The sequence below is a fragment of the Amycolatopsis thailandensis genome (assembly GCF_002234405.1).
Taxonomy (GTDB): Bacteria; Actinomycetota; Actinomycetes; order Mycobacteriales; family Pseudonocardiaceae; genus Amycolatopsis; species Amycolatopsis thailandensis.
Window position 1 is genome coordinate 36,696 of the sequence record NZ_NMQT01000117.1, and the last position, 25,762, is coordinate 62,457.

General features: G+C 69.8%; 19 protein-coding genes. 12 read left to right on the plus strand and 7 right to left on the minus strand.

The window, feature by feature from the left end; translation table 11 throughout:
* Nucleotides 1–559 precede the first annotated feature (559 nt).
* Nucleotides 560–886, minus strand: a complete 327-nt coding sequence (locus tag CFP71_RS31215; RefSeq protein WP_093937540.1) for a hypothetical protein — start codon at nt 884–886, stop codon at nt 560–562.
* A 20-nt stretch (nt 887–906) separates the two neighbouring features.
* A complete protein-coding gene (locus CFP71_RS31220; RefSeq protein ID WP_244199909.1) occupies nt 907–1,872 on the minus strand; it encodes a hypothetical protein in 966 nt (321 codons plus the stop codon).
* A 106-nt stretch (nt 1,873–1,978) separates the two neighbouring features.
* On the opposite strand from CFP71_RS31220, the gene CFP71_RS31225 reads away from it, so the two are divergent.
* On the plus strand, nt 1,979–4,612 hold the full coding sequence (locus CFP71_RS31225) for a valine--tRNA ligase (RefSeq protein WP_093937541.1): 2,634 nt from the start codon (nt 1,979–1,981) through the stop codon (nt 4,610–4,612).
* A gap of 72 nt (nt 4,613–4,684) precedes the next feature.
* Here the strand turns inward: CFP71_RS31225 and CFP71_RS31230 are convergent, their stop codons facing one another.
* Complete coding sequence (locus tag CFP71_RS31230; RefSeq protein ID WP_093937542.1) at nt 4,685–5,560, minus strand: SGNH/GDSL hydrolase family protein; 876 nt, start codon at nt 5,558–5,560, stop codon at nt 4,685–4,687.
* Nucleotides 5,561–5,667: 107 nt separating this feature from the next.
* On the minus strand, nt 5,668–6,297 hold the full coding sequence (locus tag CFP71_RS31235) for a class I SAM-dependent methyltransferase (RefSeq protein ID WP_093937543.1): 630 nt from the start codon (nt 6,295–6,297) through the stop codon (nt 5,668–5,670).
* A 70-nt stretch (nt 6,298–6,367) separates the two neighbouring features.
* Between CFP71_RS31235 and folC the strand changes: the two genes are divergently transcribed.
* The 3 genes from folC (at nt 6,368) to CFP71_RS31250 (ending at nt 10,405) form a co-directional block, all read left to right on the plus strand.
* Nucleotides 6,368–8,044: a bifunctional tetrahydrofolate synthase/dihydrofolate synthase gene (gene folC, locus CFP71_RS31240; protein WP_093937544.1), complete on the plus strand. Its 1,677-nt coding sequence runs from the start codon at nt 6,368–6,370 to the stop codon at nt 8,042–8,044.
* Nucleotides 8,041–8,439, plus strand: coding sequence for a DUF4233 domain-containing protein (locus CFP71_RS31245; RefSeq protein WP_005158506.1), 399 nt, complete (start codon nt 8,041–8,043; stop codon nt 8,437–8,439). The genes folC and CFP71_RS31245 overlap by 4 nt, the downstream gene beginning before the upstream one ends.
* Nucleotides 8,440–8,824: 385 nt before the next feature.
* Nucleotides 8,825–10,405 carry an alkaline phosphatase D family protein gene (locus tag CFP71_RS31250; RefSeq protein ID WP_093937545.1) on the plus strand — a complete coding sequence of 527 codons (1,581 nt, stop codon included), beginning with the start codon at nt 8,825–8,827 and terminating at the stop codon, nt 10,403–10,405.
* Here the strand turns inward: CFP71_RS31250 and CFP71_RS31255 are convergent.
* Nucleotides 10,359–11,252 (minus strand): NAD(P)-dependent oxidoreductase, encoded by an 894-nt coding sequence (locus CFP71_RS31255; RefSeq protein WP_093937546.1) that lies wholly within the window; start codon nt 11,250–11,252, stop codon nt 10,359–10,361. The genes CFP71_RS31250 and CFP71_RS31255 overlap by 47 nt on opposite strands.
* Nucleotides 11,253–11,364: 112 nt before the next feature.
* On the opposite strand from CFP71_RS31255, the gene CFP71_RS31260 reads away from it, so the two are divergent.
* From CFP71_RS31260 to CFP71_RS31275, 4 genes are all read left to right on the plus strand, one after another.
* Nucleotides 11,365–11,712: a winged helix-turn-helix transcriptional regulator gene (locus CFP71_RS31260; protein WP_093937547.1), complete on the plus strand. Its 348-nt coding sequence runs from the start codon at nt 11,365–11,367 to the stop codon at nt 11,710–11,712.
* Between the two features lie 64 nt (nt 11,713–11,776).
* Nucleotides 11,777–12,187 carry a nucleoside-diphosphate kinase gene (gene ndk / locus CFP71_RS31265; RefSeq protein WP_005158515.1) on the plus strand — a complete coding sequence of 137 codons (411 nt, stop codon included), beginning with the start codon at nt 11,777–11,779 and terminating at the stop codon, nt 12,185–12,187.
* A 56-nt stretch (nt 12,188–12,243) separates the two neighbouring features.
* Complete coding sequence (locus tag CFP71_RS31270; protein WP_093937548.1) at nt 12,244–12,987, plus strand: maleylpyruvate isomerase family mycothiol-dependent enzyme; 744 nt, start codon at nt 12,244–12,246, stop codon at nt 12,985–12,987.
* Nucleotides 12,988–13,115: 128 nt separating this feature from the next.
* On the plus strand, nt 13,116–16,460 hold the full coding sequence (locus tag CFP71_RS31275; protein WP_093937549.1) for a phosphodiester glycosidase family protein: 3,345 nt from the start codon (nt 13,116–13,118) through the stop codon (nt 16,458–16,460).
* Nucleotides 16,461–16,821: 361 nt separating this feature from the next.
* Here CFP71_RS31275 and CFP71_RS31280 read toward each other — a convergent pair whose 3' ends face one another.
* Nucleotides 16,822–17,838, minus strand: coding sequence for a M14 family zinc carboxypeptidase (locus CFP71_RS31280; protein ID WP_093937550.1), 1,017 nt, complete (start codon nt 17,836–17,838; stop codon nt 16,822–16,824).
* A 118-nt stretch (nt 17,839–17,956) separates the two neighbouring features.
* Between CFP71_RS31280 and CFP71_RS31285 the strand changes: the two genes are divergently transcribed.
* Genes CFP71_RS31285 through CFP71_RS31295 form a run of 3 tightly spaced genes read left to right on the plus strand, consistent with a single transcriptional unit; the run spans nt 17,957 to nt 20,515 of the window.
* Nucleotides 17,957–18,871, plus strand: a complete 915-nt coding sequence (locus CFP71_RS31285; RefSeq protein WP_093937551.1) for an ABC transporter ATP-binding protein — start codon at nt 17,957–17,959, stop codon at nt 18,869–18,871.
* Nucleotides 18,871–19,686, plus strand: coding sequence for an ABC transporter permease (locus tag CFP71_RS31290; RefSeq protein ID WP_093937552.1), 816 nt, complete (start codon nt 18,871–18,873; stop codon nt 19,684–19,686). Before CFP71_RS31285 ends, CFP71_RS31290 begins: the two co-directional genes overlap by 1 nt.
* A gap of 1 nt (nt 19,687) precedes the next feature.
* Nucleotides 19,688–20,515: an ABC transporter permease gene (locus CFP71_RS31295; RefSeq protein WP_093937553.1), complete on the plus strand. Its 828-nt coding sequence runs from the start codon at nt 19,688–19,690 to the stop codon at nt 20,513–20,515.
* A gap of 8 nt (nt 20,516–20,523) precedes the next feature.
* On the opposite strand, the gene CFP71_RS31300 is transcribed toward CFP71_RS31295, so the two are convergent.
* Nucleotides 20,524–21,969, minus strand: a complete 1,446-nt coding sequence (locus CFP71_RS31300) for a S8 family peptidase (RefSeq protein ID WP_093937554.1) — start codon at nt 21,967–21,969, stop codon at nt 20,524–20,526.
* A 534-nt stretch (nt 21,970–22,503) separates the two neighbouring features.
* On the opposite strand from CFP71_RS31300, the gene CFP71_RS31305 reads away from it, so the two are divergent.
* Entirely contained in the window at nt 22,504–25,620 is a 3,117-nt protein-coding gene (locus CFP71_RS31305) for a translation initiation factor IF-2 N-terminal domain-containing protein (protein ID WP_093937555.1), read from the plus strand.
* The last annotated feature ends 142 nt before the right edge of the window (nt 25,621–25,762 follow it).

Sequence of the window (25,762 nt, forward strand, 5' to 3'; positions counted from 1 at the left end):
GTGAAGGCCTCCTTCCCTACCTTGCGAGTCAGGGTTCCGGCGAAGTCGCGTAAGCGGGTCGTGAGTGGCGTTTCGGCTTCTGGCGGACTCGTATTTGCCTACCCACTGGTGTGATTGGCGGTCGAGTGATGCCGGTGCTGGGGGCCGGTGTGGTCGACGGGGGAGGATTTCGGGCGTCCTCGGCGACGATGAAGGAATTGGGACGTTGAACGTCCCAATTCCTTCATCGTCGCGCCCTGGCAGCCACGGAACCACCACTCACACCCAGCCAGGCGCAGGTAGGTGAACACCGGTCCGCTCTAACCCGAAACGCCACTCACGAACACCTGGACCGACCTGCGCGTGGGGGGTGTTGTGAAAGCCACTTTCGCAACCTTCACCGTTGCGAAAGTGGCTTTCACAACCTCCTTGACCAGCGGAGAGGCGCCTTCGCCGAGACCTGACCCGCAAGGTAGGAAGGAGCCCTTCACGGACCGGCGCCAGCGCCCGAGCCGCCGGGGGCACCTACTCGCGTCGGCCGATCTCGCAGCCGGGTTAGCGATGCCCGGCCCGCGTGCCCTCAGGCGCCCATGTCCAGGCGGGTGATCTGCGATTCGTCCAGCGGGAACCAGGGCGTCTCGTTGACGCCGCGTTCCTGCACCGCGTTCACCGTCACCGCGGCGACGACCAGCACGACCAGGCCGACGATCGCGGCGACCCCGGGCCACCGGCTCGACCCGGGCGAGCGATAGCCGCCACCCGACGCCGTGGCCGCCTTCTGCTGCTTGCGCCGCTTCTTCTTGAGTTCCTTCTTGGCACCCAGCCAGGCGTCGCGTTCGGCGTGCTGCTGCCAGTCCGGATTCATCAGATCCGGATGGGTCTCGATCCGCCGGTCCTCTTCGTCCATCTCGGTCCTCTTCCCCAGGGTTACCCGCAGTTGCCCGTCGACGGCAGGGGTTTCGTCGGGTCGTAGGTGTCGACTTCGTCGACCACGATCGCGCCGTCGACGGGTTTGCTCTTGTCAGCGTACTGGGGCGCGAGGATGCCGGTCTTGATCGCGTCGCACGCCATGTTCGAGTGGTAGCCCGCGCCTTCGCCGAAGCTGAGCCCTGCGTCGGCGTTTGCGAACGGCGGTGCCTTGCGGATCACGTAGTCCTGCTCGTCGCGGAGGAACGGGACGATGTCGGCCGGTGACCGAGCCTCACTCGGAAGTGCGTCGAAGGCGTAGGCGGTCGCGTAACTCGCGTGGACGATCAGCTCACCCTTGTCGCCGGGCTTCGCGGTGAGGGAGCCGGTCATCCGCGGACGGACCTGCAGCAGACGGTTCGGGCCGATGAGGGTCAGGTACTTGCCCTTTTCGACGGTGAGCGCACTCTTGAGCGTCGGTTCGAGCCGGACGCGTTCGTTCGGAGTCAGCATGGCGAGCAGTTCCGAGCCGTCGTGGTCCTGCAGGGCCCGGGAGCCGAGCCGCGCTGCCGCGATGGCCTCCCGCACCGTCCGATACGCCACGTCGACCTCTTGCGCGGTGAAGTCGCCGACGGCCTGCGGCGGCGCTGCGGCGATCCCGACGACCCCGTCTGCCCACGTCGCGGCGGGAGTGCCGTCGAAAGGCCGGTTGAGGTCGATCCCGCCGGATAACGGAGCGGCCTTCGGAGGCTGGCCGAAGTCGGTGACGTCGTTGACGCCGCGCCCTTGCACCCGGTGCACGACGACCGCCGTGGTCACGAGCGCGATCAGCGCCAGGACCAGGACGGGACCGCCTGCCACCCGGAAACCGCGGCGCCGTCGCTTCTTGAGGTCGTTTTCCGCGCCGAGCCAGGTGTCGCGTTCGGCGTGCTCGCGCCAATTCGGATTCATCAGATCCGGATGTGTTTCCAGCCGCCGGTCTTCCACGGATTCCCGCCCTCCCCAGTGTGTTACGACAACGATCATCGACGGGGAACGGCGAGCGTTACGGCCGGTGAGCAAAGCGGTGGAGGGGGTTCGTAGACTTGACAATGTGACCGAGAACGCCCAGCCGCAGCAGACCGACCTTCCGGGTACCTGGAACCCGGCCGACGAAGAAGCCTCGCTCTACCAGCGTTGGGTAGACGCTGGCTACTTCACGGCCGACCCCACGTCGGACAAGCCGCCGTTCACGGTAGTCATCCCGCCCCCGAACGTGACCGGTTCGCTGCACATCGGGCACGCGTTCGAGCACACCCTGATCGACGCCATCACCCGCTACCACCGCATGCTCGGCGACGAGACGCTGTACCTGCCGGGCATGGACCACGCGAGCATCGCGGTCCACGCCCTGGTCGAGAAGCAGCTCCGCGCCGAGGGCACCAGCCGCCGCGAACTGGGCCGCGAGGCCTTCGTCGAGCGCGTCTGGCAGTGGAAGAACGAGCACGGCGGCAAGATCCTCGCCCAGATGAAGCGCCTCGGCGAAGGCGTCGACTGGACCCGCGAGCGGTTCACCATGGACGACGGCCTGTCCAAGGCCGTCAACACGATCTTCAAGAAGCTGTTCGACGACGGCCTGATCTACCGCGCCGAGCGGCTGGTCAACTGGTCGCCGGAGCTGCGGTCGGTGCTGTCCGACGCCGAGGTGAAGCACGAAGAGGTCGAGGGCGAACTCGTCTCGATGCGCTACGGCGACGGCGAGAACGCGATCGTCGTGGCCACCACCCGGATGGAGACGATGCTCGGCGACACCGCCGTCGCGGTCCACCCGGACGACGAGCGCTACACGCACCTCATCGGCACCGAGGTCGAGCTGCCGCTGACCGGGCGCAAGATCCCGATCGTCGCGGACAAGCACGTCGACCCGGAGTTCGGCACCGGCGCGGTCAAGGTGACCCCCGCGCACGACCCGAACGACTTCGAGATCGGCCAGCGGCACGACCTGCCGATGATCACGATCATGGACGAGCAGGGCCGGATCGACGGCACCGGCACCGAGTTCGACGGCATGGACCGCTTCGAGGCCCGGGTCGCGGTGCGGGAGAAGCTGCGCGAACAAGGTCGCATCGTCGCGGAAAAGCGTCCGTACCTGCACAGCGTCGGACACTCCGAGCGCTCGAAGGAGCCGATCGAGCCGCGCCTGTCGCTGCAGTGGTTCGTCAAGGTCGGCCCGCTCGCGAAGGCCGCCGGCGACGCGGTGCGCGACGGACGGGTGGACGTCCACCCGCCGGAGATGGAGAAGCGCTACTTCGACTGGGTCGACAACCTGCACGACTGGTGCATCTCGCGTCAGCTGTGGTGGGGCCACCGCATCCCGGTCTGGTACGGCCCGAACGACGAGGTCGTCTGCGTCGGACCGGACGAGGAACCGCCCTCGGGCGAGGGCTGGACCCAGGACCCGGACGTCCTCGACACCTGGTTCTCCTCGGGCCTGTGGCCGTTCTCCACCCTCGGCTGGCCGGAGAAGACGCCGGACCTGAACAAGTTCTATCCGACGTCGGTGCTGGTCACCGGCTACGACATCCTGTTCTTCTGGGTCGTGCGGATGATGATGTTCGGCCTCTACGCCACCGGCGAGGCGCCGTTCAAGACCATCGCGCTGCACGGCATGGTCCGCGACCAGTTCGGCAAGAAGATGTCGAAGACCGCGGGCAACGGCGTCGACCCCATCGAGTGGATGGACCGCTACGGCACCGACGCGCTGCGGTTCACCCTCACGCGTGGCGCCAACCCGGGCACCGACGTGCCGATCGGCGAGGAGTGGGTCGCGGGTTCCCGGAACTTCACCACGAAGCTCTGGAACGCCACCAAGTTCGCCATGATGAACGGCGCGGACGCGAACGCCCCGCTGCCCGCCGCGGCCGAGCTCACCGAGGCCGACCGCTGGATCCTCGGCAGGCTCGACGGCGTCGTCACCGAGGTCACCGGCTACCTGGCGGACTACCAGTTCGCCAAGGCCACGGACACGCTCTACCAGTTCACCTGGACCGAGCTGTGCGACTGGTACCTGGAGCTGTCGAAGGTCCAGGTCTTCCAGGGCGACGAGGCCCGCGTGACGGCGACGCGCGCGGTGCTGGGGCACGTGTTCGACACCGTGCTGAAGCTGCTGCACCCGTTCATCCCGTTCATCACCGAGAAGCTGTGGACGGCGCTGACCGGCCGCGAGTCGCTGGTGATCGCCCCGTGGCCGGTGGCGGACGGCTCCTACGCCGACGGAGTCGCCGACAAGCGGATCGCGGACGTGCAGAAGCTGGTCACCGAGGTCCGCCGGTTCCGGGCCGATCAGGGCCTCAAGCCCAGCCAGAAGGTGGCCGCGCGGCTGTCCGGCGACGGGTTCGCCGAGATCACCGGGCACGACGAGCCGATCCGCTCGCTGGTCCGGCTCACGCAGCCCGAGGACGGCTTCGCGCCGAGCGCGTCGCTCGAGGTCGGGCTGTCGGCCGGTGTCGTCACCGTCGAGCTGGACCTGTCCGGCACGATCGACGTCGCCGCGGAGCGCAAGCGTTTGCAGAAGGATCTCGGCGCGGCGGAGAAGGAACTGGCGCAGGCCGAGGCCAAACTCGGCAACCAGGCCTTCATCGACAAGGCGCCGGAGCCGGTGATCGGCAAGATCCGGGCCCGCAAGGAGACCGCGGTCGCGGACATCGAGCGCATCAACGCCCGGTTGGCGACGCTTCCCGCCTCCTGACGACTGCAATGAAGGGGCCTTTCATAGCAAAATTTGCTATGAAAGGCTCCTTCATTGCACGCCCGGGGACACTCAGCGAAGGTGACGGAGGACCACTCCGGTCACACCGGCCATCCCCGTGCGATACGGGTGGTAAGCCGCCGCGGCGAGCAGCTTCGTGTGCTGCCCGTTGATCCACGCGGCCCCGTTCGGCGCGCAGGCGTCGTGGCCGGCGGAGGGGCCGAACGTGTCCACGAAGGACGAGTTCCCGTCGGCGGCGACGGCCTTCTCGATCGCCGAGTTCAACGCCCTCTCGACGTCGTTCAGCCAGGCGTAGTCACCTTCGGCGAACGGCAGGATCTTCGGGCAGTAGCCGGACTCCGGCGCGATCCGCGGGTAGCCGATGACGAGCACGTCGGCGCGCGGCGAGCGGGCGTGGATCCCGGCCAGCACCCGCTCGACGCGCTTGCCGGTTTCGGCGATCTTGGCCTTGATGGTGTCGACGCCGCCGACGGTGAACCTGTCCTGGCACGGGTTCCCGGTGGGATCGCTCGCGCGCAGGGACGGGCAGGTGCCGACGAGCGTGCCGAAGACGCCGTAGTCGTTGCCGCCGATACCGACCGTCACCAGGTCGGTGTTCGCGCGCAGGGCGCTGAACTGAGGCGGGTTGCTGCCGAGGGTCACGCTCTGCCGCTCCGTCATGTCGCCGGTGTCGGCGCCGCCGCAGCTGATGTCGGTGAAGGAACGGACCCGCAGCGCCGCGGCGAGCATCGACGGGTAGTTCTGCGTGGACTTGCCGCAGAAGAGCGGGACGAGCCGGGGGAGCGGGATGAGTGGCCCGGACGTGTAGGAATCACCCAGCGCGACGTAGTTCCGGTAGGACCGCGTCGCGGCGGTGGCCGCCGTGGTGGAGGCGATCAGCAGGACGACGGTCGATACGGCCGCGAACAGGACGCGTCTGAAGCGCATTGGGACCCCGATCTCCGGACTGCATGGCCTCTCAAAAATGAACCGCATCCGCACCGGTCGGCGCCGCCGATCGGGTGGTCGAGCACTGGTTTCACCCGCTTGGGGTGTCACATCGAGTGGTCGTCCTCCGGTCTGCGGTAGACGAGGAGATAGCGGTAGAAGAGCAGGTTCCGGAGCTTGCTCCCCGGCAGCAGCCGGGCCGCGTCGCGCCGGATCCGGTTCATCGGCGGGAAGGTCTCGACGACGGGCGCCGCGGGCAGCGGATCGACCCCGCCGTTGAGCCGGTCGCCCGCGTGGACGACCACCCTGGCCAGCGCGTTGACCGGGGAGGCCACGAGCGCGCGGACGTAGTCGGCGGGAGTGCTGGGCCTGCCGAGACCGAGCACGGCCAGCACCCCGCCGGGCACGAGCGCGTCCCGCAGCCTCGTGACCGTGTCGAACGGCACGTGATGGAGCGACGCGAGGCAGGAGATGAAGTCGTACGCCCCCTCCGGCAGCTTCTCGGTGGCGACGTCGGCCCGCCGGTACGAGATCGTGCCGGGGCCCGGCGAACCGGCGGCACCGGCCAGGTCGATCATCGGACCGGACCGGTCGATCGCCTCGACGTGCATCCCGGTCGCCGCGAGCCGCCGGGCGAACCGTCCACTGCCGCAGCCCACGTCCAGCGCCACCCCCGGGCCGGGAGGCAGCTGGTCGAGCAGCAGCGGGTGGTAGTGGTCGTTGTGGTTGAACCCCATGCGTCGAGAGTGCCAGCAAAAGCCGCACGTAGACTCGGTCCGACAGGGAGCAAGGCTAAGAGGAGAGTTCGTGCCGCGTGGTGACGGCCGGGATTCCGAAGATTTCGCGGAATCCCCGGACCTGGCAGATCTGGACAGTTTCGCCGGCGTCGACGAATTGGGGGCACGCGCCCACGATCCGTCCGACGACACCGACCCGGATCTGGACGCACCCGACGCCGCGTACCAGGTGGGCGGGGGCGCCGGCGGCGGGATCGGCGGGATCGGGCAGCTGGGGGACAACCTCGCGCTCGGGCCCGTACCGGACCTCGTCGCCCCGGAGGACGTGGAACTGCACGAACTGGACGATCAGGGCGACGAGCTCGCCCCGAGTGACCCGAACGGGCAGCAGGCACGCCGCGAACTGCTCGCCGTCGAGGCCGAGCTGAACCAGCGCTGGCCCGAGACCAAGATCGAGCCGTCCCTCGCCCGGATCGCGGCCCTGGTCAACCTCATGGGTGAACCGCACCGCGGCTACCCGGTGCTGCACGTCGCCGGGACCAACGGCAAGGGCTCGACCACCCGGATGATCGACGCGCTGCTGACCCGCATGGGCCTGCGCGTCGGCCGGTACACGAGCCCCCACCTCCAGCTGGTCACCGAGCGGATCGCGTTGGACGGCGTCCCCGTCTCCGCCGCCGCGTACGTCGACCTGTACCGCGACGTCGCGCCGTACGTGACCATGGTCGACAACGCGGGCGGGCCCGACGCGGTGCCGATGAGCAAGTTCGAGGTGCTCACCGGGATGGCTTTCGCCGCCTTCGCCGACGCGCCCGTCGAGGCCGCCGTCGTCGAAACCGGTCTCGGAGGCTCCTGGGACGCCACCAACGTCGTGGACGGTGACGTCGCCGTCATCACGCCGATCGGCGTCGACCACGTCGAGTACTTCGGCGGCGATCCGGCCAAGGCCGCGGTGGAGAAGGCCGGGATCATCAAGCCCGGCAGCGTCGCGGTCATCGCCGAGCAGAGCCCCGAGGTGCAGAAGATCCTGCTGGAACGCGCCGTCGAGGTCGACGCGAGCGTCGCCCGCGCGGGCAGCGAGTTCGGCGTCCTGGAACGCGAGGTCGCCGTCGGCGGGCAGATGCTGAAGCTGCAAGGCCTCGGCGGGGTCTACGACGAGATCTTCCTGCCCCTGCACGGCGCGCACCAGGCGGCCAACGCCGCGCTCGCGCTGGCCGCCGTCGAAGCCTTCTTCGGCGCGGGCAAGGACAAGCAGCTGGTCGTCGAAGCCGTCCGCGAGGCCTTCGCCGAGGTGGAGACCCCGGGCAGGCTGGAGCGCGTCCGCGCCGCACCGACAGTGCTGCTCGACGCGGCCCACAACCCGCACGGCGCGAAGGCGCTCGCCACCACCGTCGCCGAGGAGTTCGCCTTCCGGCGCCTCGCCGCCGTGGTCGGCGTGATGGCCGAGAAGGACGCGCGGGGCATCCTGGACGCCCTCGAACCCGTCGTCACCGAGATCGTCGTCACCAAGAACTCGTCCCCGCGCGCGATGCCGCTCGACGAACTCAACGACATCGCCATCTCGATCTTCGGCGAAGACCGCGTCGTGGCCGAGCCCAGCCTGGACGCCGCGATCGAGACCGCCATCGGCCTCGTCGAGCAGAGCGACGACCCCGAGGAGCCCCTCGCGGGCGGAGGCGTGCTGGTCACCGGCTCGGTCGTCACCGCGGGCGAGGCCAGGACCCTGTTCGGTAAGGAGCCTGCGTGACCGACGAGACCCCGAAGCCGCCCGCCAAGGACCCGATGAAGTCCTTCCGCGGCGTGATGGCCGGTTCCCTGATCATGGAGGGCATCACCGTCGCGCTCGCGCTGCCGGTGGTGGCGAAACTCGGCGGCGGGGTCGGCTCGCTCACCGGCTGGTCGGTGATCGTGATCGCGGTCGCGCTGATCGTGCTGTGCGGTTTCCTGAAGAAGCCGTGGGCGGTGCCCGCGGTGCTCGCCTTGCAGGTCGCGCTGATCGCGTTCTTCGTCGCGCTGCCCGCCGTGGCGATCCTCGGGGTGATCTTCCTCGGGATCTGGCTGTGGCTGCTGTGGTTGCGGCGCGATGTGGCGCGGCGGATGGCGGCCGGGACCCTGCCGAGCCAGCAGCAGCAACCTCAGTAGGCCTCGTGAGTGGCTGGGACGGTTGGCCGAGGGCAAGGCAGAGGTGCCCTGCTCGCTCACCGGCGTTCCGGCTTCGGATGTCGTGAAAGCCACTTTCGCAACACTCCGACCCGCCAGGCCGCGCTGGGTCGGGGTGGTCGTGAGTGGCAAGTCGCGTTCTAACCCCACTTACCACTCACGACCACCCGACCGACACCTCACCCGCGGCGCCCGTAAACCAGCAGCCGCGAGGGGAAGGGGTCTTTCCCCGCATGCACCGTGGGAAAGGATCCCTTCACGGACTCGGCACCCCACACTGAGTGGTGGTGAGCGGACGCCGTGTTCGTTCATCACCAGGTCAACCGCCGTTGGCCCACCGGCCGTGGCCGCGGGATAGAACCGCGCCATGACCGCTTCCCACCACAATCGCCGCACGCTGCTCAAGGCCGGTCTCACCGGCGCCGGAGCCGTCGCGGGCGGCCTGCTCCTCCCCGGAACCGCGACCGCGACCACGACCGGAACCGCGACCGCGGACCCCGTCCCGCTGCTCCGCCGCGACCGCCCCGTGCTCACCCACGGTGTCCAGTCCGGCGACGTCACCACCGGTTCCGGCATCGTCTGGTCGCGCGCCGACCGGCCCTCCCGGCTGATCGTGGAGGTCTCGCGGGATCCCTCGTTCCGGCGCGCTCGCCGCGTGCGCGGGCCGGTGATGAGCCCGGAGACCGGCGGCACCGGCAAGGTCCGCGTCGCCGGCCTGCTGCCCGGGACCGAGGTCCACTACCGCGTGACCGCCGAGTCCCTCGACGGCCGCACGTGCAGCGAGGCCGTCACCGGCCGGTTCGCCACCGCGCCGATCGGCCGCTCGGACGTCCGGCTGCTGTGGTCCGGTGACGTCGCCGGGCAGAACTGGGGCATCAACCCCGAACGCGGCGGCATGACGATCTACCGCGCGATGGCCGACCGCCGTCCGGACCTGTTCCTCCATTGTGGAGACACGGTGTACGCCGACGCGCCGCTCACCGAGACCGTCGCGCTGCCCGGCGGCCGCGTGTGGCGCAACATCGTCACCCCGGAGAAGTCGAAGGTCGCCGAGACGCTCGACGAGTACCGCGGCCAGTTCGCCTACAACCTGCTCGACGACAACCTCAAGCGCTTCACCGCGAACGTGCCCGCCTACGTCCAGTGGGACGATCACGAAGTCGTCAATAACTGGTACCCGGGTGAGATCCTCAACGACCGTCCCGAATACACCGAGAAGCGCGTCGACGTGCTCGCCGCCCGCGCGTTCCAGGCTTTCCACGAATGGCACCCGATCGACCGCCGCCAGGCCGTCGACGGCCGCGTGTACCGCAACTTCCGGCACGGTTCCCGCGCCGAGGTCTTCGTGCTGGACATGCGGACCTACAAGGACGCCAACACCGCGGACCAGACCAAGCCGGGCCGCATCCTCGGCGACCGTCAGGCACGCTGGCTCGTCGACGCCCTCGACCGCAGCACCGCCACGTGGAAGATCGTCCAGGCCGACCTCCCGATCGGTCTCACCGTCCCGGACGGCAAGGGCATCGAGGGTGTCGCCAACGGCCTGCCCGGCGCGCCCGGCGGTCGTGAGACCGAACTCGCCTGGGTGCTGCGGGAGATCGCGCGGCGCCGGGTGCGCAACGTCGTCTGGCTGACCGCCGACGTGCACTACACCGCGGCGCACCACTACTCGCCGGATCGCGCTTCCTTCACCGACTTCGACCCGTTCTGGGAGTTCGTCTCCGGTCCGCTCAACGCCGGCGCGTTCGGCCCGAACATCCTCGACCCGACCTTCGGGCCGGAAGCGGTGTTCGTGCACGCCCCGCCCGCCGCGAACACTTCGCCCGCCGACGGCTTCCAGCACTTCGGCGAGGTGAACATCGACGGCCGGAGCGGCGCGCTCACGGTCGACCTGAGGGACGCTACCGGCGCTTCGCTGTGGTCGAAGACCCTTCAGCCCCAACGCTGAGCAACTCGGTCAGGACCGCGATGCTGCGGTCGCCGTGCCCCGCCTCGGCCGCCCGCCGTACGAGATCGTGCAGCGGACGTTGCCAGTCGACGTCGACGCCTTCCTCGGCCAGTTCGAGGTCGGCGGCGGCGCCGGCGTGGAAGATCCCCACCGAGGCCGCCGGATCCGAGTAGTCGCCGGTGTCGATTTCCTTGGCGTACATCGGAAGCACCGAGATGATCATCTCGAACCACTTGGTCGCGTACGGCAGGAGCGTTTCGGCTTCGAGTCCGCGCGACCGCAGCGCGGCGGCACCCTGGAAGAACCCGACCAGCGCGGGCAACAGGGTGCCGCCGACGGCCGTTTCGTACAGCGCGGCGAGATCGGCCTCCTCGCCGAGGTGGACGGTGTCGCCGCCCAGTACCCGCAGTGTGTCCACGTGTTCGTCGAAGACCGCCTTGTCGCCGCCGTAGTACAGCAGGGTGTCCGGCGCGCCGACCGCCGACGGGATGTTCTTGACCGCGCCGTCGAGGAACCGCGCGCCGCGCTCCGCCGCCCAATCGGCCATCCGGCGCGCTCCCGCCGGGGAACCGCTGTTCAAGGCGACCAGGGCACGGCCCGCGAGTGAAGCCGGTTCCAGTACCGCGCGGGTGTCCTCATAGGTGGTCAGGCAGGCGACGATCAACGGGCTCTCGCGCACGGCGTCCTCGATCGTCCCGGCTCGGTGTGCTCCGCGGGCGACAAGGGGATCGGCCTTCGAAGCCGTCCTGTTCCACACCGTGGCCGGATGCCCGGCCGCGAGGAAAGCGCCCGCCAAGGCCGAACCCATCGAACCGAGGCCGAGGACGGTCACCGGTGTTTTCGGCATTTTTCGCTCCAGTCAAAGGAAATCTTCGGGATGACTCCATGCTGGGACGTCGCGTACCTTTGATCAAGTACCTACTATTTTGCCGGGTACTGACAAAGAGGTAAGTGTGGCGATGACCAAGAACCGGACGTTCACCTGCGGACTCGACGCCGCGATCGCCGTCATGGGCGGCAAATGGAAAGGGCTCATCCTGTTCGCGCTCCAGGACGGGCCGGTGCGTTTCGGGGAGCTGCGGCGCGCGGTGCCCGGCATCAGCGAACGGGTGCTGATCCTGCAATTGCGCGAGATGGAAGCCACCGGACTGCTGCATCGCGAGGTGTATCACCAGGTCCCGCCGAAAGTGGAGTACTCGCTGACCGGGTTCGGGGATTCGCTGAACACCGCGATGGCCGCGCTCGGGGCGTGGGGCGAGGAGCACATGGAGCGGATCGAGGCCATTCCCTGGTCCGACGTGAAGTGAGCGCCGAAGCACCCAGTAGGCTCCGGGCGAATAGCACGAAACCCACCCAAGGAGAAATACCGCCGTGACTGAACGCACGCTGGTCCTCGTCAAGCCCGATGGCGTCGCGCGCGGCCTCGTCGGCGAGGTCATCGCTCGCATCGAGCGCAAGGGCCTGAAGCTCGCCGCCCTCGAACTGCGCACCGTCGAACGCTCGGTCGCCGAGGAGCACTACGCCGAGCACAAGGAGCGCCCGTTCTTCGGCGACCTCCTCGAGTTCATCACCTCGGGCCCGCTGGTCGCGATCGCCGTCGAGGGCCCGCGCGCCATCGCCGCCTTCCGTCAGCTCGCCGGCGGCACCGACCCGGTCGAGAAGGCCACCCCGGGCACCCTGCGCGGCGACTTCGCGCTGGAGACCCAGTACAACCTGGTGCACGGTTCGGACTCCCCGGAGTCGGCCGAGCGCGAGCTCAAGCTCTGGTTCCCCGAGGTCTGACACACTCGTGGGTGGCGCGGGAAAACCGCGCCATCCACGGACCTGGGGGGTTGTCGATGACACCGGACGAGCACCTGGAACGACTGCGGGAACTCACCACCGGTTTCGCGCAGGTGGCGCGCACCGGTGATCACGCCGCGCCCGTCCCGTGCTGCGGGGACTGGCTCCTGCGTGACCTGGTCGTCCACCTCGGCAACGTCCACCGCTGGGCGACGGAGATCGTCCGCACCGGCGAGCCCGCCCCGCAGGATTTCGCCGTCGAACCGGGCGCGGATCTCGCCGCCTGGTACGCCGAATGCGCGGACGGCCTCGTCGAGACGATGCGCGCGGCCTCCCCGGAGGACGGCGCCTGGAACTTCACCGCCGCCCCCAAGACCAAGGCTTTCTGGTTCCGCCGCCAGGTCCACGAGACCGCGGTGCACCTGCTCGACGCGCATCGCGCGGCGGGCACCGAATACACCCTCGACCCGTTCGTCGCCGCCGACGGCGCGGACGAGGTCCTCATCGGCATGCTGCCGAAGGTGAAGCGCTGGCACACCCCGCCCGTGGTCACCGTTCCGTTGCTGCTGAAGACATCCGACACCGGACACGCCTGGTTGATCACACCGCCGGGCGAAAACGGCATTCCCGGCTCAAGGCAGGCAGACCCCGCCGAAGCGGCCGGCGCCGTCGTCGAAGGCTCGGCGGAGGGGCTGGACTTGCTGCTGTGGCAACGGGTCGGCCTCGACGAGTCGGGTTTGAAGATCACCGGTGACGTCGCCGCCGCGGAAACCTTCCTCGCTGGACCCTTCACTCCTTGAGCTTCGGCGCCCTACGCCGTTCGGTTCACGTTCACCTCGGGGTCTTCTCCTGGCGGTTCGCGTCCGCTGTGCTGAGCTGAGCCGTCTGTCACTCGATCGTGGGGTTTTTCGTGAGAAGATCACGCCTGTTGTTGCTCGCTGCCCTGCTGCCCGGATCGCTCGTCGCCGCACCGGTGCACGCCGACCCGCTGACCGCTCCGCTCGGTCCGGCGCCCGTCGAAGCCGCCCCCGCGGCATCTTCGGCGAAGGAAGGCCCGTCCGCGTACGCCGTGGCCGCGCCCGACGACGGTCTCGTCACCACCAGCGCGACTTCGCGCGTGGCACCGGGCCTGAGCCTGACCGAGTTCGACCGGTACGACCCGGCGGGCTGGATCCGCGGCGACACCCTCGCCGTCGACCTGACCAGCAAGACGCTGAAGCCGACGTACCTCAGTCCCGGCACGGTTTCCGCGCGGACACCGCTTTCGCAGCAGGTCGCCAGGGCGGGCGCGGTCGCCGGGGTCAACGGGGACTTCTTCGACATCAACGCCAGCGGCGCGCCGATCGGCGTCGGCGTCGACGCCGGGAAACTCCAGACGGCGCCCGCCCGCGGCCACAACCTGACCGCGTCGATCACCGAAGAAGGCAAGGCGCGCCTCGCGGAGGTCTTCCTCGACGCGTCGATCACGTTGCCCGACGGCAAGGTCGTGCCCGCGTCGAACTTCAACAGCCCCGTGCTGAGCGGAGGCGCGATCGGCGTCTACACCCCGCTGTGGGGCGCGGCTTCGCGGCGGACCTCGGTCGCGGGCGCGCAGCGCGTCGTCGAGATCGAACTCCGGGACGGGGTCGTCACACAGGTGCGGCCGCAGCCCGTGGACGGCCCGATCGCCGCCGGAAGCACGGTCCTGCTCGCCCGTGACGGCGGCGTGGACGCGTTGTCCGCCTTGAAGACCGGCGATCGGGTGGGTGTCGCGTACGCGCCGAAGAGCGACGCCGGGAAGCTGTCCGTCTCCGTCGGCGGGAACATCGTCCTGCTGCGCGACGGCGCGATCCAGCCGGTCGACAACGTCGCCATGCACCCGCGGACCGCGGTCGGGTTCTCCGCCGACGGCACGAAGATGTGGCTGGCCACGGTCGACGGCCGCCAGGCGGACAGCCGCGGCATGACCGAACTCGAACTCGCCCGGCACATGAAGTCGCTCGGCGCGGACGACGCCATCAACCTCGACGGCGGCGGCTCCTCGACCATGCTCGCCCGTGAGGAGGGCGAGAAGTCGCCGCTGGTGCGCAACTCGCCGTCGGACGGCGGGGAACGCCTGGTGCCCAACGGACTCGGCGTCGCCACCGTGCCCGGCAGTGGCCGCTTGACCGGGTTCTCGCCCCGCCCCGCGCAGGACACCACCGACGCGACGCGCGTGCTGTCCGGGCTGACGCGGAAACTCGTCGCCGGGGGCCACGACGAGACCGGCGCCGCCGTCGACGGCAAGGCCCAATGGATCAGCACGAATCCCTTCCGCGGCACCGTGACGAACGGTGTCTTCACCGCGCACGCCGACCGGTTCCGGCCGGACGCGCCCGCGGACGTCGAGGTCCTGGCGAGGCGCGGTGGTGTCCTGGGCAAGACGACGCTGAACGTCCTCGGCTCGCCGGTCCGGCTGGGCACCAGCACCGAACAGGTCGCGCTGTCCGGCGAAGGCGCGAAGAGCACCTTCAAGGTGTTCGGCTACGACGCCGACGGTTACGGCACGTGGATCGAGCCGGACGACGTCAAACTCGACTACGACCCCGCCGTGGTGCGGATCGAGCCGTCCGGCGACGGGTTCGCGGTCACCGCGCTGAAGGCCTCGGGCGCTTCGGCGATCACCGCCACCGCCGGCGGGAAGGTGACGCATCTGGCGGCGTCCGTCGGCACGGAATCCCGCGTGGCGGCGTCGTTGGACGGCCCGGCGGGCTGGTCCGCCAGCGTCTTCCCGGCCGTCGTCGGCGCCGCGCTTTCCGAGGCGACCGGCCGTGACGGCGGACGCGGGCTCGCGCTGGACTACCGGCTGAACGGGACCAACGCCACGCGCGCGGCCTACGTCAACTCGGCGGCGCCGATCGCGCTGCCGCCCGGCACCCAGCGCGTCGGCCTGTGGGTCAACGGCGACGCGAAGGGCGCCTGGTTGAGGGCGGAACTCCGCGACGCCGCCAACGTTCCGTCCATTGTGGACTTGTCGCTGAGCGTCGACTGGACGGGCTGGCGCTACGTCCGCGCGGCGATCCCGGCCGGGCTCCCCGACGGGCAGCGGCTGACGAAGTTCTACGCCGTCGAGAACGTCCCGGACCAGCAGTACGAAGGACGGCTGGTCTTCGACGACCTCACCTTCGAGGTCGCGCCCGCGGCCGCCGTCCCGGCCGATCCGGCGCCGCGTGATCCCGCGCTGATCACCGACGGCGTCGCGACCGGCGGCCTGCGGATCGCCGTGGTCAGCGACGCGCAGTTCACCGCCGATCAGCCGGACGGCCCGCTGGTCGCCCAGGCCCGTCGCGCGCTGCGCGAGGCTGTCGCGGCGAAACCGGATCTCGTGCTGATCAACGGCGACTTCGTCGATCGCGGTACGGCCGCCGATTTCGCGCTGGCTCGTGCGGTCATCGATCAGGAACTGGTCGGCAAGGTGCCCTGGTACTACGTTCCGGGCAATCACGAGGCCGACGGCGGACACGGGATCTCGGAGTTCCAGGCGGCGTTCGGGCAGACCCACCGCGTCGTCGACGTCGCCGGGATCAGGCTGGTGCTGATGGATTCCTCGCGCGGTTCGCTGCGCGCGGGCGGATTCGACCAGATCCGGATGCTGCGCGACGCGCTGGACGGAGCGAAGGCGGACAGGCGGATCCGCGGGGTGGTCGTCGCGATGCACCATCCGGTCAAGGACCCCAGCCCGACCGGGAATTCGCAGCTGGCCGACCGCAAGGAGGCCGCCATGCTGACCGGCTGGCTGACCGCCTTCGAACGCGAATCCGGCAAGCAGGCGGCCGCGCTCGCCTCGCACGCGGGCGTGTTCGACCTGTCGCGCGTCGATGGCGTGCCGTACCTGGTGAACGGCAACTCCGGGAAGTCGCCCGCGGCGGCGCCCGGTGACGGCGGGTTCGTCGGCTGGACGATGGTCCGGTTCGAGCCGGGGGACCGGGCCCAGCCGGTGCGGTTCGAGACGCGGCCGAACGTCGACTCGCTGACGCTGTCCGGTCCCTCGTCGCTGGCGCGCGGGAAGAAGGCGGACATCCGGGCCGTGGCGACGCAGGGCGCACGTCAGGTGCCGGTCTCGTACCCGGTCAGCGCGGACTGGAAGGGTGGCTGGGGCACGCACGTCACCGACGGTTTCCTGCCCGCTATGCCGTGGGACGTCGCGTCCTTCGACCCGGCGACCGGGGTGCTGACCGCGCTGCGGCCGGGGGTGGCGAATCTTTCGGTCACCGTCAACGGCGTGACGAAGAGCTTGTCCGTCACCGTCCGCTGAACCCACGCGCTATTGGGGAACGGCGAAGGTGGCGTGGTCTCGGCGGCGGTGTTCCCAATGTCGCATCCGAGACGCTCAGCGTCTCGAATGCGACATTGGGAACGGGGAAGTCGACCGGCGGCTCGCGAACGGCCTCCGTGCGCCCCAGTACTGTCCGGCGCCCAGCGTTGCGAAAGCCACTTTCACAACGGTGAAGGTTGCGAAAGAGGCTTTCGCAACGCACTCCAGCCGGGGCCACACCCTGCGGAAGGTAATGACCTACCCCAGGCCGTGAAGGCCTCCTTCCCTACCCTGAAAGTAGGGAAGGAGGCCTTCACGGACTTCGCCGCCCCCTGTACCGAAGGGCCCCAGCCCACGAGCGTCAGGCGGCCTCGTGCGCCTCTTCCACCGACCCGGGCAGCGCCGGACCCCGCGGCGGGATCGCGTCCGCGGCGGCCGGGTCGACCTTCCGCACCGAACCGTCGGCCGCGCTCCGCGCGATCGCGAGCATCGAGGCCAGTGCGTCCTGGATCTGCTGCTGCTCCCGCTCCGGGATGAGGCTGAGTTCGATCAGAACGCTGCCGTTGCCGAGCAGCCCGTACCCGTTGCGCGCGATGCCCTGGTAGTCACCGCCGGGGTACTGCGAGACGTAGCCGCCGTTGCCGTCGATCGACCGTTGCACCACGACCGCGATCTGCTTCGCGAAGTCCACATCGGACGGTTCGACGCCCGCGTTCGTCGGCCACAGCGTGGAAGCGGTGATCTCCTTGCCTTCCGCGTCCCGATACCGGCCCTGCATGTGGTAGTCGACCATGATGTCCGGCTTGAACGACGCGTTCCGCCGCTGGATCAGGCCCGCCTCGGTCGCCGGGTTGTCCTTCGGCGCCACGGCCGGATCGTGGTAGCGGTTGATGTCGTAACCCTTGCCCTTCTCGCCGTACTCGGGAGTGGCGGCCGGGTCGTAGTTGTAGCGCCAGTCGCGTTCGTGGCCGTCGGGGTTGGCGCGCACGACGATGTCGACGGTCACCTTCGACAGCAGTTTCCGGGCCCACGCGCTGTGCTCCACGCCGACCTCGCGCAGGAACTCGAGCGCGGCGGGGGTGCCGAGCGGCTCGTCGCCGTGCTGCTGGGTGACGTACTGGATCCGGGTCTTGCCGTGGCCGACCCTGGCCGCCCACACCGGGCGGCCTTCGTTGCTGCGGCCGATCTTGTCCACCTGGATCTTGCCGTGGCTGAGCACGGCCAGCTTGTGCAGTTCGAAGGCCAGCTTGGCGGTGGAGGGCCGCGGGTCGACGGTCCGACCGTCCACAGTGGTCTCGGCCGCCTGCGCGGCCGGGGCCACCAGCAGCCCGGCGCTGACAAAAACGGACAACAGGGCGATTCTGGACTTGTGACTCATGGACGGTGAGTATCGACGAGCGGGGAGCGACCGACAAGGGGCCGGATAAACCGGTCGAATTTTGTCGGTGGCAGGTTCTAGGGTGCCTACCGTGGGTGACTCAGAGCACGAATCGGCGATGGTCCAGGCGAAGGCGTTGGTCAAGCGTTTCGGCGACTTCGAGGCCGTGCGAGGGATCGACGTCGAGGTCCGCCCGGGGGAGGCGTTCGGCTTCCTCGGGCCCAACGGCGCGGGCAAATCCTCCACCATGCGGATGATCGCGAGCGTGTCCCCGCGCACCGACGGCGACCTGCGGGTCCTCGGGATGGATCCGGACGTCGAGGGGCCGAGGATCCGCGCCCGGCTCGGCGTGGTGCCGCAGCAGGACAACCTGGACACCGAGCTGACCGTCCGGCAGAACCTCCAGATCTACGGTCGCTACTTCGGGCTCTCCCGCGCTCACGTGCGGAGCAAGGCCGAGGAGCTGATGGAGTTCGCCCAGCTCACCGATCGCGCGAACGCCGAGGTCGATTCGCTCTCCGGCGGCATGAAACGGCGGCTGACCATCGCGCGGTCCCTGGTCAACGACCCGGAACTGCTCCTGCTCGACGAGCCGACCACGGGGCTGGACCCGCAGGCCCGCCACCTGCTGTGGGACAGGCTGTTCCGGCTCAAGGCAGGCGGGACGACGCTGATCATCACCACGCACTACATGGACGAAGCCGAGCAGCTCTGCGACAGGCTGGTCGTGATGGACAACGGCCGCATCGCCGCCGAAGGCTCGCCCGCCGACCTGATCAGCCGGTATTCCACCCGCGAGGTCGTCGAGCTGCGCTTCCCGAACGGCGAGCAGGAGTCGGCCGCGAAGCAGATCGAGGGCCTCGCCGAACGCGTCGAGGTGCTGCCGGACCGTGTCCTGCTCTACACGATGACCGGCGAGGCCACCCTCGAACAGGCCCACGCGCGCGGGCTGCGTCCGCTGTCGAGCCTGGTCCGCCGAAGCTCGCTGGAGGACGTCTTCCTCCGCCTCACCGGCCGGACGCTGGTCGACTGATGACCACAGCGCAGACGAAGCCGTCGACGGGCCGCGTGGTCTCGCGCTGGGCGGGAGCCTGGCTGCGGGTCGAAGGCCATTGGATGTGGTACCGCCGGTACTGGGTGTCCACCCTGTACTCGACGGGCCTCCAGCCGGTGCTGTTCCTGGCCGCGATGGGGCTCGGATTCGGTTCGCAGGTCCAGGCGGGCGCGGCGACAGGCGGGTTCTCGTATCTGGAGTACGTCGCCCCCGCGCTGCTCGTCGCCGGCGCGGCGCAGCTGGCGGTGGGCGAATCGAGCTATCCGGTGCTGTCGGGTTTCAAATGGCAGCAGGACTATCTCGCCGTCACCGCCACCCCGATCACACCGGGGCAGGTGCTCGGCAGCCAGATCATGTGGGTGAGCCTCCGGCTGACCCTCGCCGGCACGATCTACGCCGTCATCGCGGCGCTCTTCGGATCCTGGACGAGTTTCGGCGTGCTCGTGGTCATCCTGATCGGCACGCTCACCGGCATCGCCTGCGGCACCCCGGTGATGGCGCTCGCCGCGACCACCTACGACGAAGGCTCCCGGTTCGGCCTGGTGTTCCGCTTCGTCCTGATCCCGATGACGTTGTTCTCCGGCACGTTCTTCCCGATCACCGAACTGCCGGCGCCGCTGATGTGGATCGCCTGGCTTTCCCCGCTGTGGCACGGAAACGAGGCCGCGAGGGCGGTCAGCCTCGGCACCGTCGGGCCACTCGCCACGCTGGGGCACCTCGCCTTCCTGGTCGTACTGGCCGGGGCGGGCTGGGCGCTGGCGCACAAGTACTTCTACCGACGGCTGGTGGTCTGAAATGGCGGTCCTCACCGAAGTCCCGCGGCGTGGGGTGCTGCTGCGCGTCCTGCCGTCCGCGCTGTACAGCGGCCGGTCGAAGGCGGTGCTGGAACGCACTTTCCTGACGTACTCGCACGTCTGGATGCTGTTCGTATCCGGAGCGTTCGAGCCGCTGTTCTACCTGATGGCGTTCCAGCTGGGCTTCGGCAAACTCGTCGGCGAGGTCGTCGGTCCCGGCGGCCAGGTGATGAGCTACGTCGCCTTCGTCGCGCCCGGCTTGCTCGCGGCGTCGGCGATGAACGGCGCGATCCTCGACTCGACGTACAACCTGTTCTTCAAACTGAAGTACGCCAAGCTGTACGACGCCATGCTCGCCACCCCGATCGGGCCGCTGGACATCGCGCTCGGCGAGGTCGGCTGGTCGGTGCTGCGCGGCGGGGTCTACTCGGTGACCTTCCTAGGCGTGATGACCGCGATGGGACTGCCCGGATCCTGGTGGGCCGTGCTGATGATCCCGGCGGCGTTGCTGGTCGCGATGGCGTTCTCGGCCATCGGGATCGTGCTGGTGACCTTCCTGCGGTCGGTCTCGCAGTTCGACTACATCAACCTCGTGCTGATGCCGCTGTTCCTGTTCTCCACGACGTTCTACCCGCTTTCGGTCTACCCCGCGGCGATCCAGTGGATCGTGCAGATCTTCCCGCTGTACCACGGCATCGAGCTGATGCGCGGGCTCTCGATCGGGGTCCTGTCGTGGAGCATGGTCGGGAACGTGGCGTACCTGCTGGCACTGGCGGCTGTCGGGATCTACGCGTCGTCGAAGCGCTTCGGCAAACTCCTGCTGCGCTGACCCCCGGCTCACCGGGCCGGGTTCGGGCCCGTCCGCCGGGGCGCCACCGCGGCCAGCGCGTCGACCATCCCGTGCCCGTAGAAGCCGTTGAACCCGGCGTACCCGGCGCAGTAGGCGTCCTGAGTGCCGTCGCCGGTCAGGTCGTAGTCGGCGGGACACGCCATCGGGGTCGCCTGGGCGTCCAGCGAACGCCTCAGCTGGCGAGCGCCGTAGCCGGGGTGTTTCGAGGCGAGCAACGCCACGACACCGGCGACGTGCGGCGCCGCCATCGACGTCCCGCACAGCGGCGCGTACCCGCCGGGAACGGTCGACAGCACGCACTCACCGGTCTCGCCGCCGGGAGCGGTCACGTCGATCACGCCCAGCCCGTACGAGCTGTAACCGGCCTTCACCCGCTCCGCGCTCACGGAAGACACCGCGACGACGTCCCGCAAGCCGGCGGGCAAGGCCTGGCAGCCTTCGGCCTGGGTCTTGGCGCCGGAGTGCGCCGACGGTACGAGCCCGACGGCTTCGTTGGTCGCCGCCGCGATGTTGAGCGTGCCCGCCGAGGTCGCGTACTCGACGGCACGGGCCATGACCTCGTTCACCACGCCCCGTTCGTCGGCATGGGAGCACGAGAGCGACCACGGCTCGACGTAGTAGCTGCTGTTCGTCACGGCCATCCGTTGTGAAACGGCCCACATCAGCCCGCAGACGGCGGCCTCGGGGTCGGCGTACCCGCGGTCGTCGATCACCTTCACCGACGCGATCCGCACACCGGGCGCCACCCCGGTGACCCCTTTGCCGTCGTCGGCCGCGGCGATGATCCCCGCGACATGGGTGCCGTGCGCCGACGTCGTCGCGGCCCAGTTCCGGTCGGGCGCGCCGGTCAGGCAGCCCGCGGATTTGCCGGGGTCGAGGGCGGACGTCAGGTCGGGGTGGGTGGCGTCGACACCCGAGTCGAGAACGCCGACGACGACGTCCGGGCTCCCCGGTTCGATCTTGTGCGCCCGGTCGGCGCCGATCGCGCGCATGTCCCACTGTTCGTCGGTGCGGTCGGCGGAGGGCACCTTCGCCGGATCCGTCGATTCGAGTCCGGCGCGCGCGGGCGCGGCCTTGGTCGGCTGGGTCCTGGTGGATCGCGCGCCGTTGGCCCGCTGCACCGCGAGCCGTTCGGCCTGCGCGCTGAACGCGGCGGCGGGCCGGACCAGTTCGGCGAAATCCCGGTCGGCCGAGGTCGCGACGGCCACCGCGATCTGCGGGTAGTAGATCGTCGTGCTGCCGCAACCACCGGTGACGGCCGCCCTGGCCTCGGCCTCGGAAGTACCCCGGTCGAAGGCGACGACGTAGCGCAGCGCCCGGCCCTCGGGATGGCACGATGGGTCCGCGTCGGCCGTCGCGACAGCGGCGACCGAGCCGCAGAGCACCATGAAGGCGCATACGGCCGCTCGCAGGGACCGTCCCAGCAGGGACACCGGACCTCCCACCGGACGACAGGGGCAACGAGGGTGTCGCGGCCTGGGCTGGGCTGGATTCCGGCACCCTCGAGCGGCACGCTAGCCACCCTCGGCCGGGTCGACAAGCTCTCCCGCGAAGTTCCCTCGGCCGGTGACCGCGGCGCGCCCGGGAGCCAGGTCTGTGGCACCGAGTACACCGTAGTGGGGCCGGGGTGTGGGATACTCGCGGTGGCCGCTGGCCGACGGGCACACGTGAGAGGTGGCGCTCGCGGTCTTGTGGCCCGGTGGTGTGCTGCACATCCTCCACACGCGTCGCCGCTGCATGCGGCTCGACGACGTGGCGGGCGGCCCGATGTCGCGAACGTGGCCAGCGCTCCGCCGAGCAGACCTTTTGCCGTACGCGGCGCCCGGACAATCCCGGCGCCGTCGCGGTGCCGGGCAAGGATTCCCGCTGCTGGTGACCACCACGGCGGAACGAACAGAAAGGGGCCCCTGCGCGGCCGCGTCGAGCCGGTGTGAGCCAGCCGACGCGCCCGGGGGCGGAGGAGATATATGTCGAACGCGGACACACCCGCCGTCACCGGCGGGAATACCGCCACACCCATCGCAGGCCAGCTGGCCGAACTGCCGCCCCGGATCCGGGTGCACGCGCTGGCGAAGCTCCTGGGATCCAACAGCCGTGAACTGATGGCCAAGCTCGGTGAGCTCGGCGAGACCGTCCGCAGCGCGCAGTCCAGCGTCACCCGGGATGTGGCCCTCAAGCTCGCCGAAGCCCTCACCAGCGGAGACGAGCCCGAAGCCGTCGAGACCGCTGAAGCGGCCCCGGCGGCCGAAGCGCCTGTCGTCGAGACCCCGAAGGCCGCCGAGCCCGAGGTCGAGGCCGAGCCGAAACCTCAGCCCGAGCCGGAGCCCGCTCCGCAGGTGGAAGCGCCTTCGCGGCGTGTCCCGCCCGCGCTGGCCGCCCCGGTGACCCCGGAGCCGCCGCAGGCGACGACCAGGCCCGCGAAGGCCGCCGTGCACGTCCCGGTGTTCGCCGCGCCGTCGCCGGTGTTCCTGCCGCCGGAGCCCGTCGCGGCGAAGCCGGTCCGCAAGCCGGAGCCGGCCTTCACCCCGACCGAAGAGACCGCCTCGGAAGAGGACGAGACGCAGACCGAGCAGGGCGAGGGCCACGGCACCGACGACGACGGTGACGACGCCAACGGCCGTCGCCGCCGTCGTCGCGGACGCCGTGGTCGCGGCCGGGGCAAGGGCGGCGACGAGAACTCGGCCGAGTCCGAGAACGAAGACGAGCAGCCCGAAGAGCCGCGAGCCCCGCGCGGCCGTCAGCAGCGCGCGAAGGACAAGGACGCCGAAGAGGCCGAGACCGAGTCCACCGAAGAGGCGTCCGCCGCGTCTGACTCAGCGGAGTCCGATTCGGACAATGATGCTGATTCGGACAACGGCAGCAAGCGCCGCCGACGCCGTCGCCGCCGCAAGGGCGGGGACGACGACAGCGCCGAGTCCACCAGCGACGACCCGCCCAACACGGTCACCCACGTGCGGCAGGCCAAGGCCGCCGAGACCGAGCGTCCCGCGCGGGACGAGGTCCGCAGCGTGCGCGGCTCGACCAGGCTCGAAGCCAAGCGCCAGCGCCGCCGTGACGGCCGCGAGGCGGGCCGCCGCCGCGCGCCGATCCTGTCCGAGGCCGAGTTCCTCGCCCGCCGCGAGTCGGTCGAGCGCACCATGGTCGTCGCCGAAAAGGGCGAGTCGACGCAGATCGGCGTGCTCGAGGACGGCGTCCTGTGCGAGCACTTCGTGACCTCGTCGGGCACCGGTTCGATCGTCGGCAACGTGTACCTCGGCCGCGTGCAGAACGTGCTGCCGTCGATGGAGGCCGCCTTCATCGACATCGGCCGCGGCCGCAACGCCGTGCTCTACGCCGGTGAGGTCGACTGGGACGCCGCCGGTCTCGAGGGCAAGGCCCGCAAGATCGAGCAGGCGCTCTCCACCGGCGACTCCGTGCTGGTCCAGGTCACCAAGGACCCGGTCGGGCACAAGGGCGCCCGGCTGACCACGCAGATCTCGCTGCCGGGCCGCTTCCTGGTCTACGTGCCCGCGGGTGGCGCCACCGGTATCTCCCGGAAGCTCCCGGAGAACGAGCGCCGCCGCCTGAAGGACATCCTCAAGCGCATCGTCCCCGAGGACGCCGGTGTGATCATCCGCACCGCGTCCGAAGGCATCAGCGAAGAGGAGCTGGACCGGGACGTCCGCCGCCTCAAGGCGCAGTGGGACGTCATCAAGGAGAAGGCCGAAGCCGGCAACGGCGGCAAGAAGAACAGCGCCCCGGTCATGCTCTACGAAGAGCCGGACCTGCTGGTCAAGGTCGTGCGCGACCTGTTCACCGAGGACTTCGCCAAGCTGGAGATCCAGGGCGACAAGGCCTGGGACACCATCTACAACTACGTGCAGCACGTGGCGCCGGACCTGGCGGACCGGGTCAAGCGGTACACGGGCACCGGTTCGGCCTTCGCCGACCACCGGATCGACGAGCAGATCACCAAGGCGCTGGACCGCAAGGTCTGGCTGCCCTCGGGTGGCTACCTGGTCATCGACCGCACCGAAGCGATGACGGTCATCGACGTCAACACCGGCAAGTTCACCGGATCGGGTGGCAACCTCGAAGAGACGGTGACCAGGAACAACCTGGAGTCGGCGGAGGAGATCGTCCGCCAGCTCCGGCTCCGGGACATCGGCGGCATCATCGTCATCGACTTCATCGACATGGTGCTCGAATCCAACCGTGAGCTGGTGTTGCGGCGGCTGACCGAATGTCTCGGCCGTGACCGCACCCGCCACCAGGTCGCCGAGGTCACCTCGCTCGGCCTGGTGCAGATGACCCGCAAGAAGATCGGCACCGGGCTGCTCGAGGCGTTCTCGACGCCGTGTGAGCACTGCAAGGGCCGCGGCGTGGTCGTCTCGACCGAGCCGCAGCGCACCGGTGGCGGCGGCAACGGCCACAACCACGGCGGTGGTGGCAACGGCGGCAAGGAGCAGCAGCAGGGCTCCCGCCGGTCCCGCGGCCGTGGCAAGGGCGAGGAGCAGAGCCAGAACGAGCCCGCGGCGGCCAAGGCCGAGGTGCCGCAGGCGTCCGGTCAGCGTGAGTCGGTGGTTTCGGCGGTCCAGGCCGTGGCCAACGCCACGAAGGCGGCCAAGGGCGAGCACTCGCACGAGGTCACCGAGAACGTCGAGGGCGCCGCGCTCAACGGGCACGCCCAGCAGCCCGCTGAGCCGGTGAAGGACGCTCCGCAGACCGTCGCCGAGGCGACCGTCGAACAGGCCGCCGAGGCGGCCGCTGAGCCGGTTTCGGAGCAGGTCGCCGAGGCGCCCGCGACCGAGATCGCCGGTGAACCGGTGACGACTTCGGACGACGAGGCTCCGGCCGCGCGCGAAGAAGAGATCGCCGTCGTCGGGGAAACGGGCCCGGAGCCGGAAGCTCCCGAGGTTCCGGTGACTCCTGAGGCCGTTGTGACGGAAGAGGTTTCCGAACCCGAGGTCCCGGCGGCTCAGGAAGAGAACGAGCCCGAGGTGGACGTCCCGGCTCCGGCCGTGCGGTCCACCACCCGCCGTCGTCCGCGACGGGCGGCCTCGCGGCCGGCCGGTCCGCCGGTCGAGGCGTCGGAAAAGAGTTAGTGAACGCCGTGGGGCACCCCGGTGTGATCGCATCGGGGAGCCCCACGTAACCTATAGAACGGCCCGCCACCTAGCGGCGGGCACCTTGCGCAGAACCTGGACCACCGAGACTTCCCGGTGGGCCGGTCACGCAAGCCCCCAC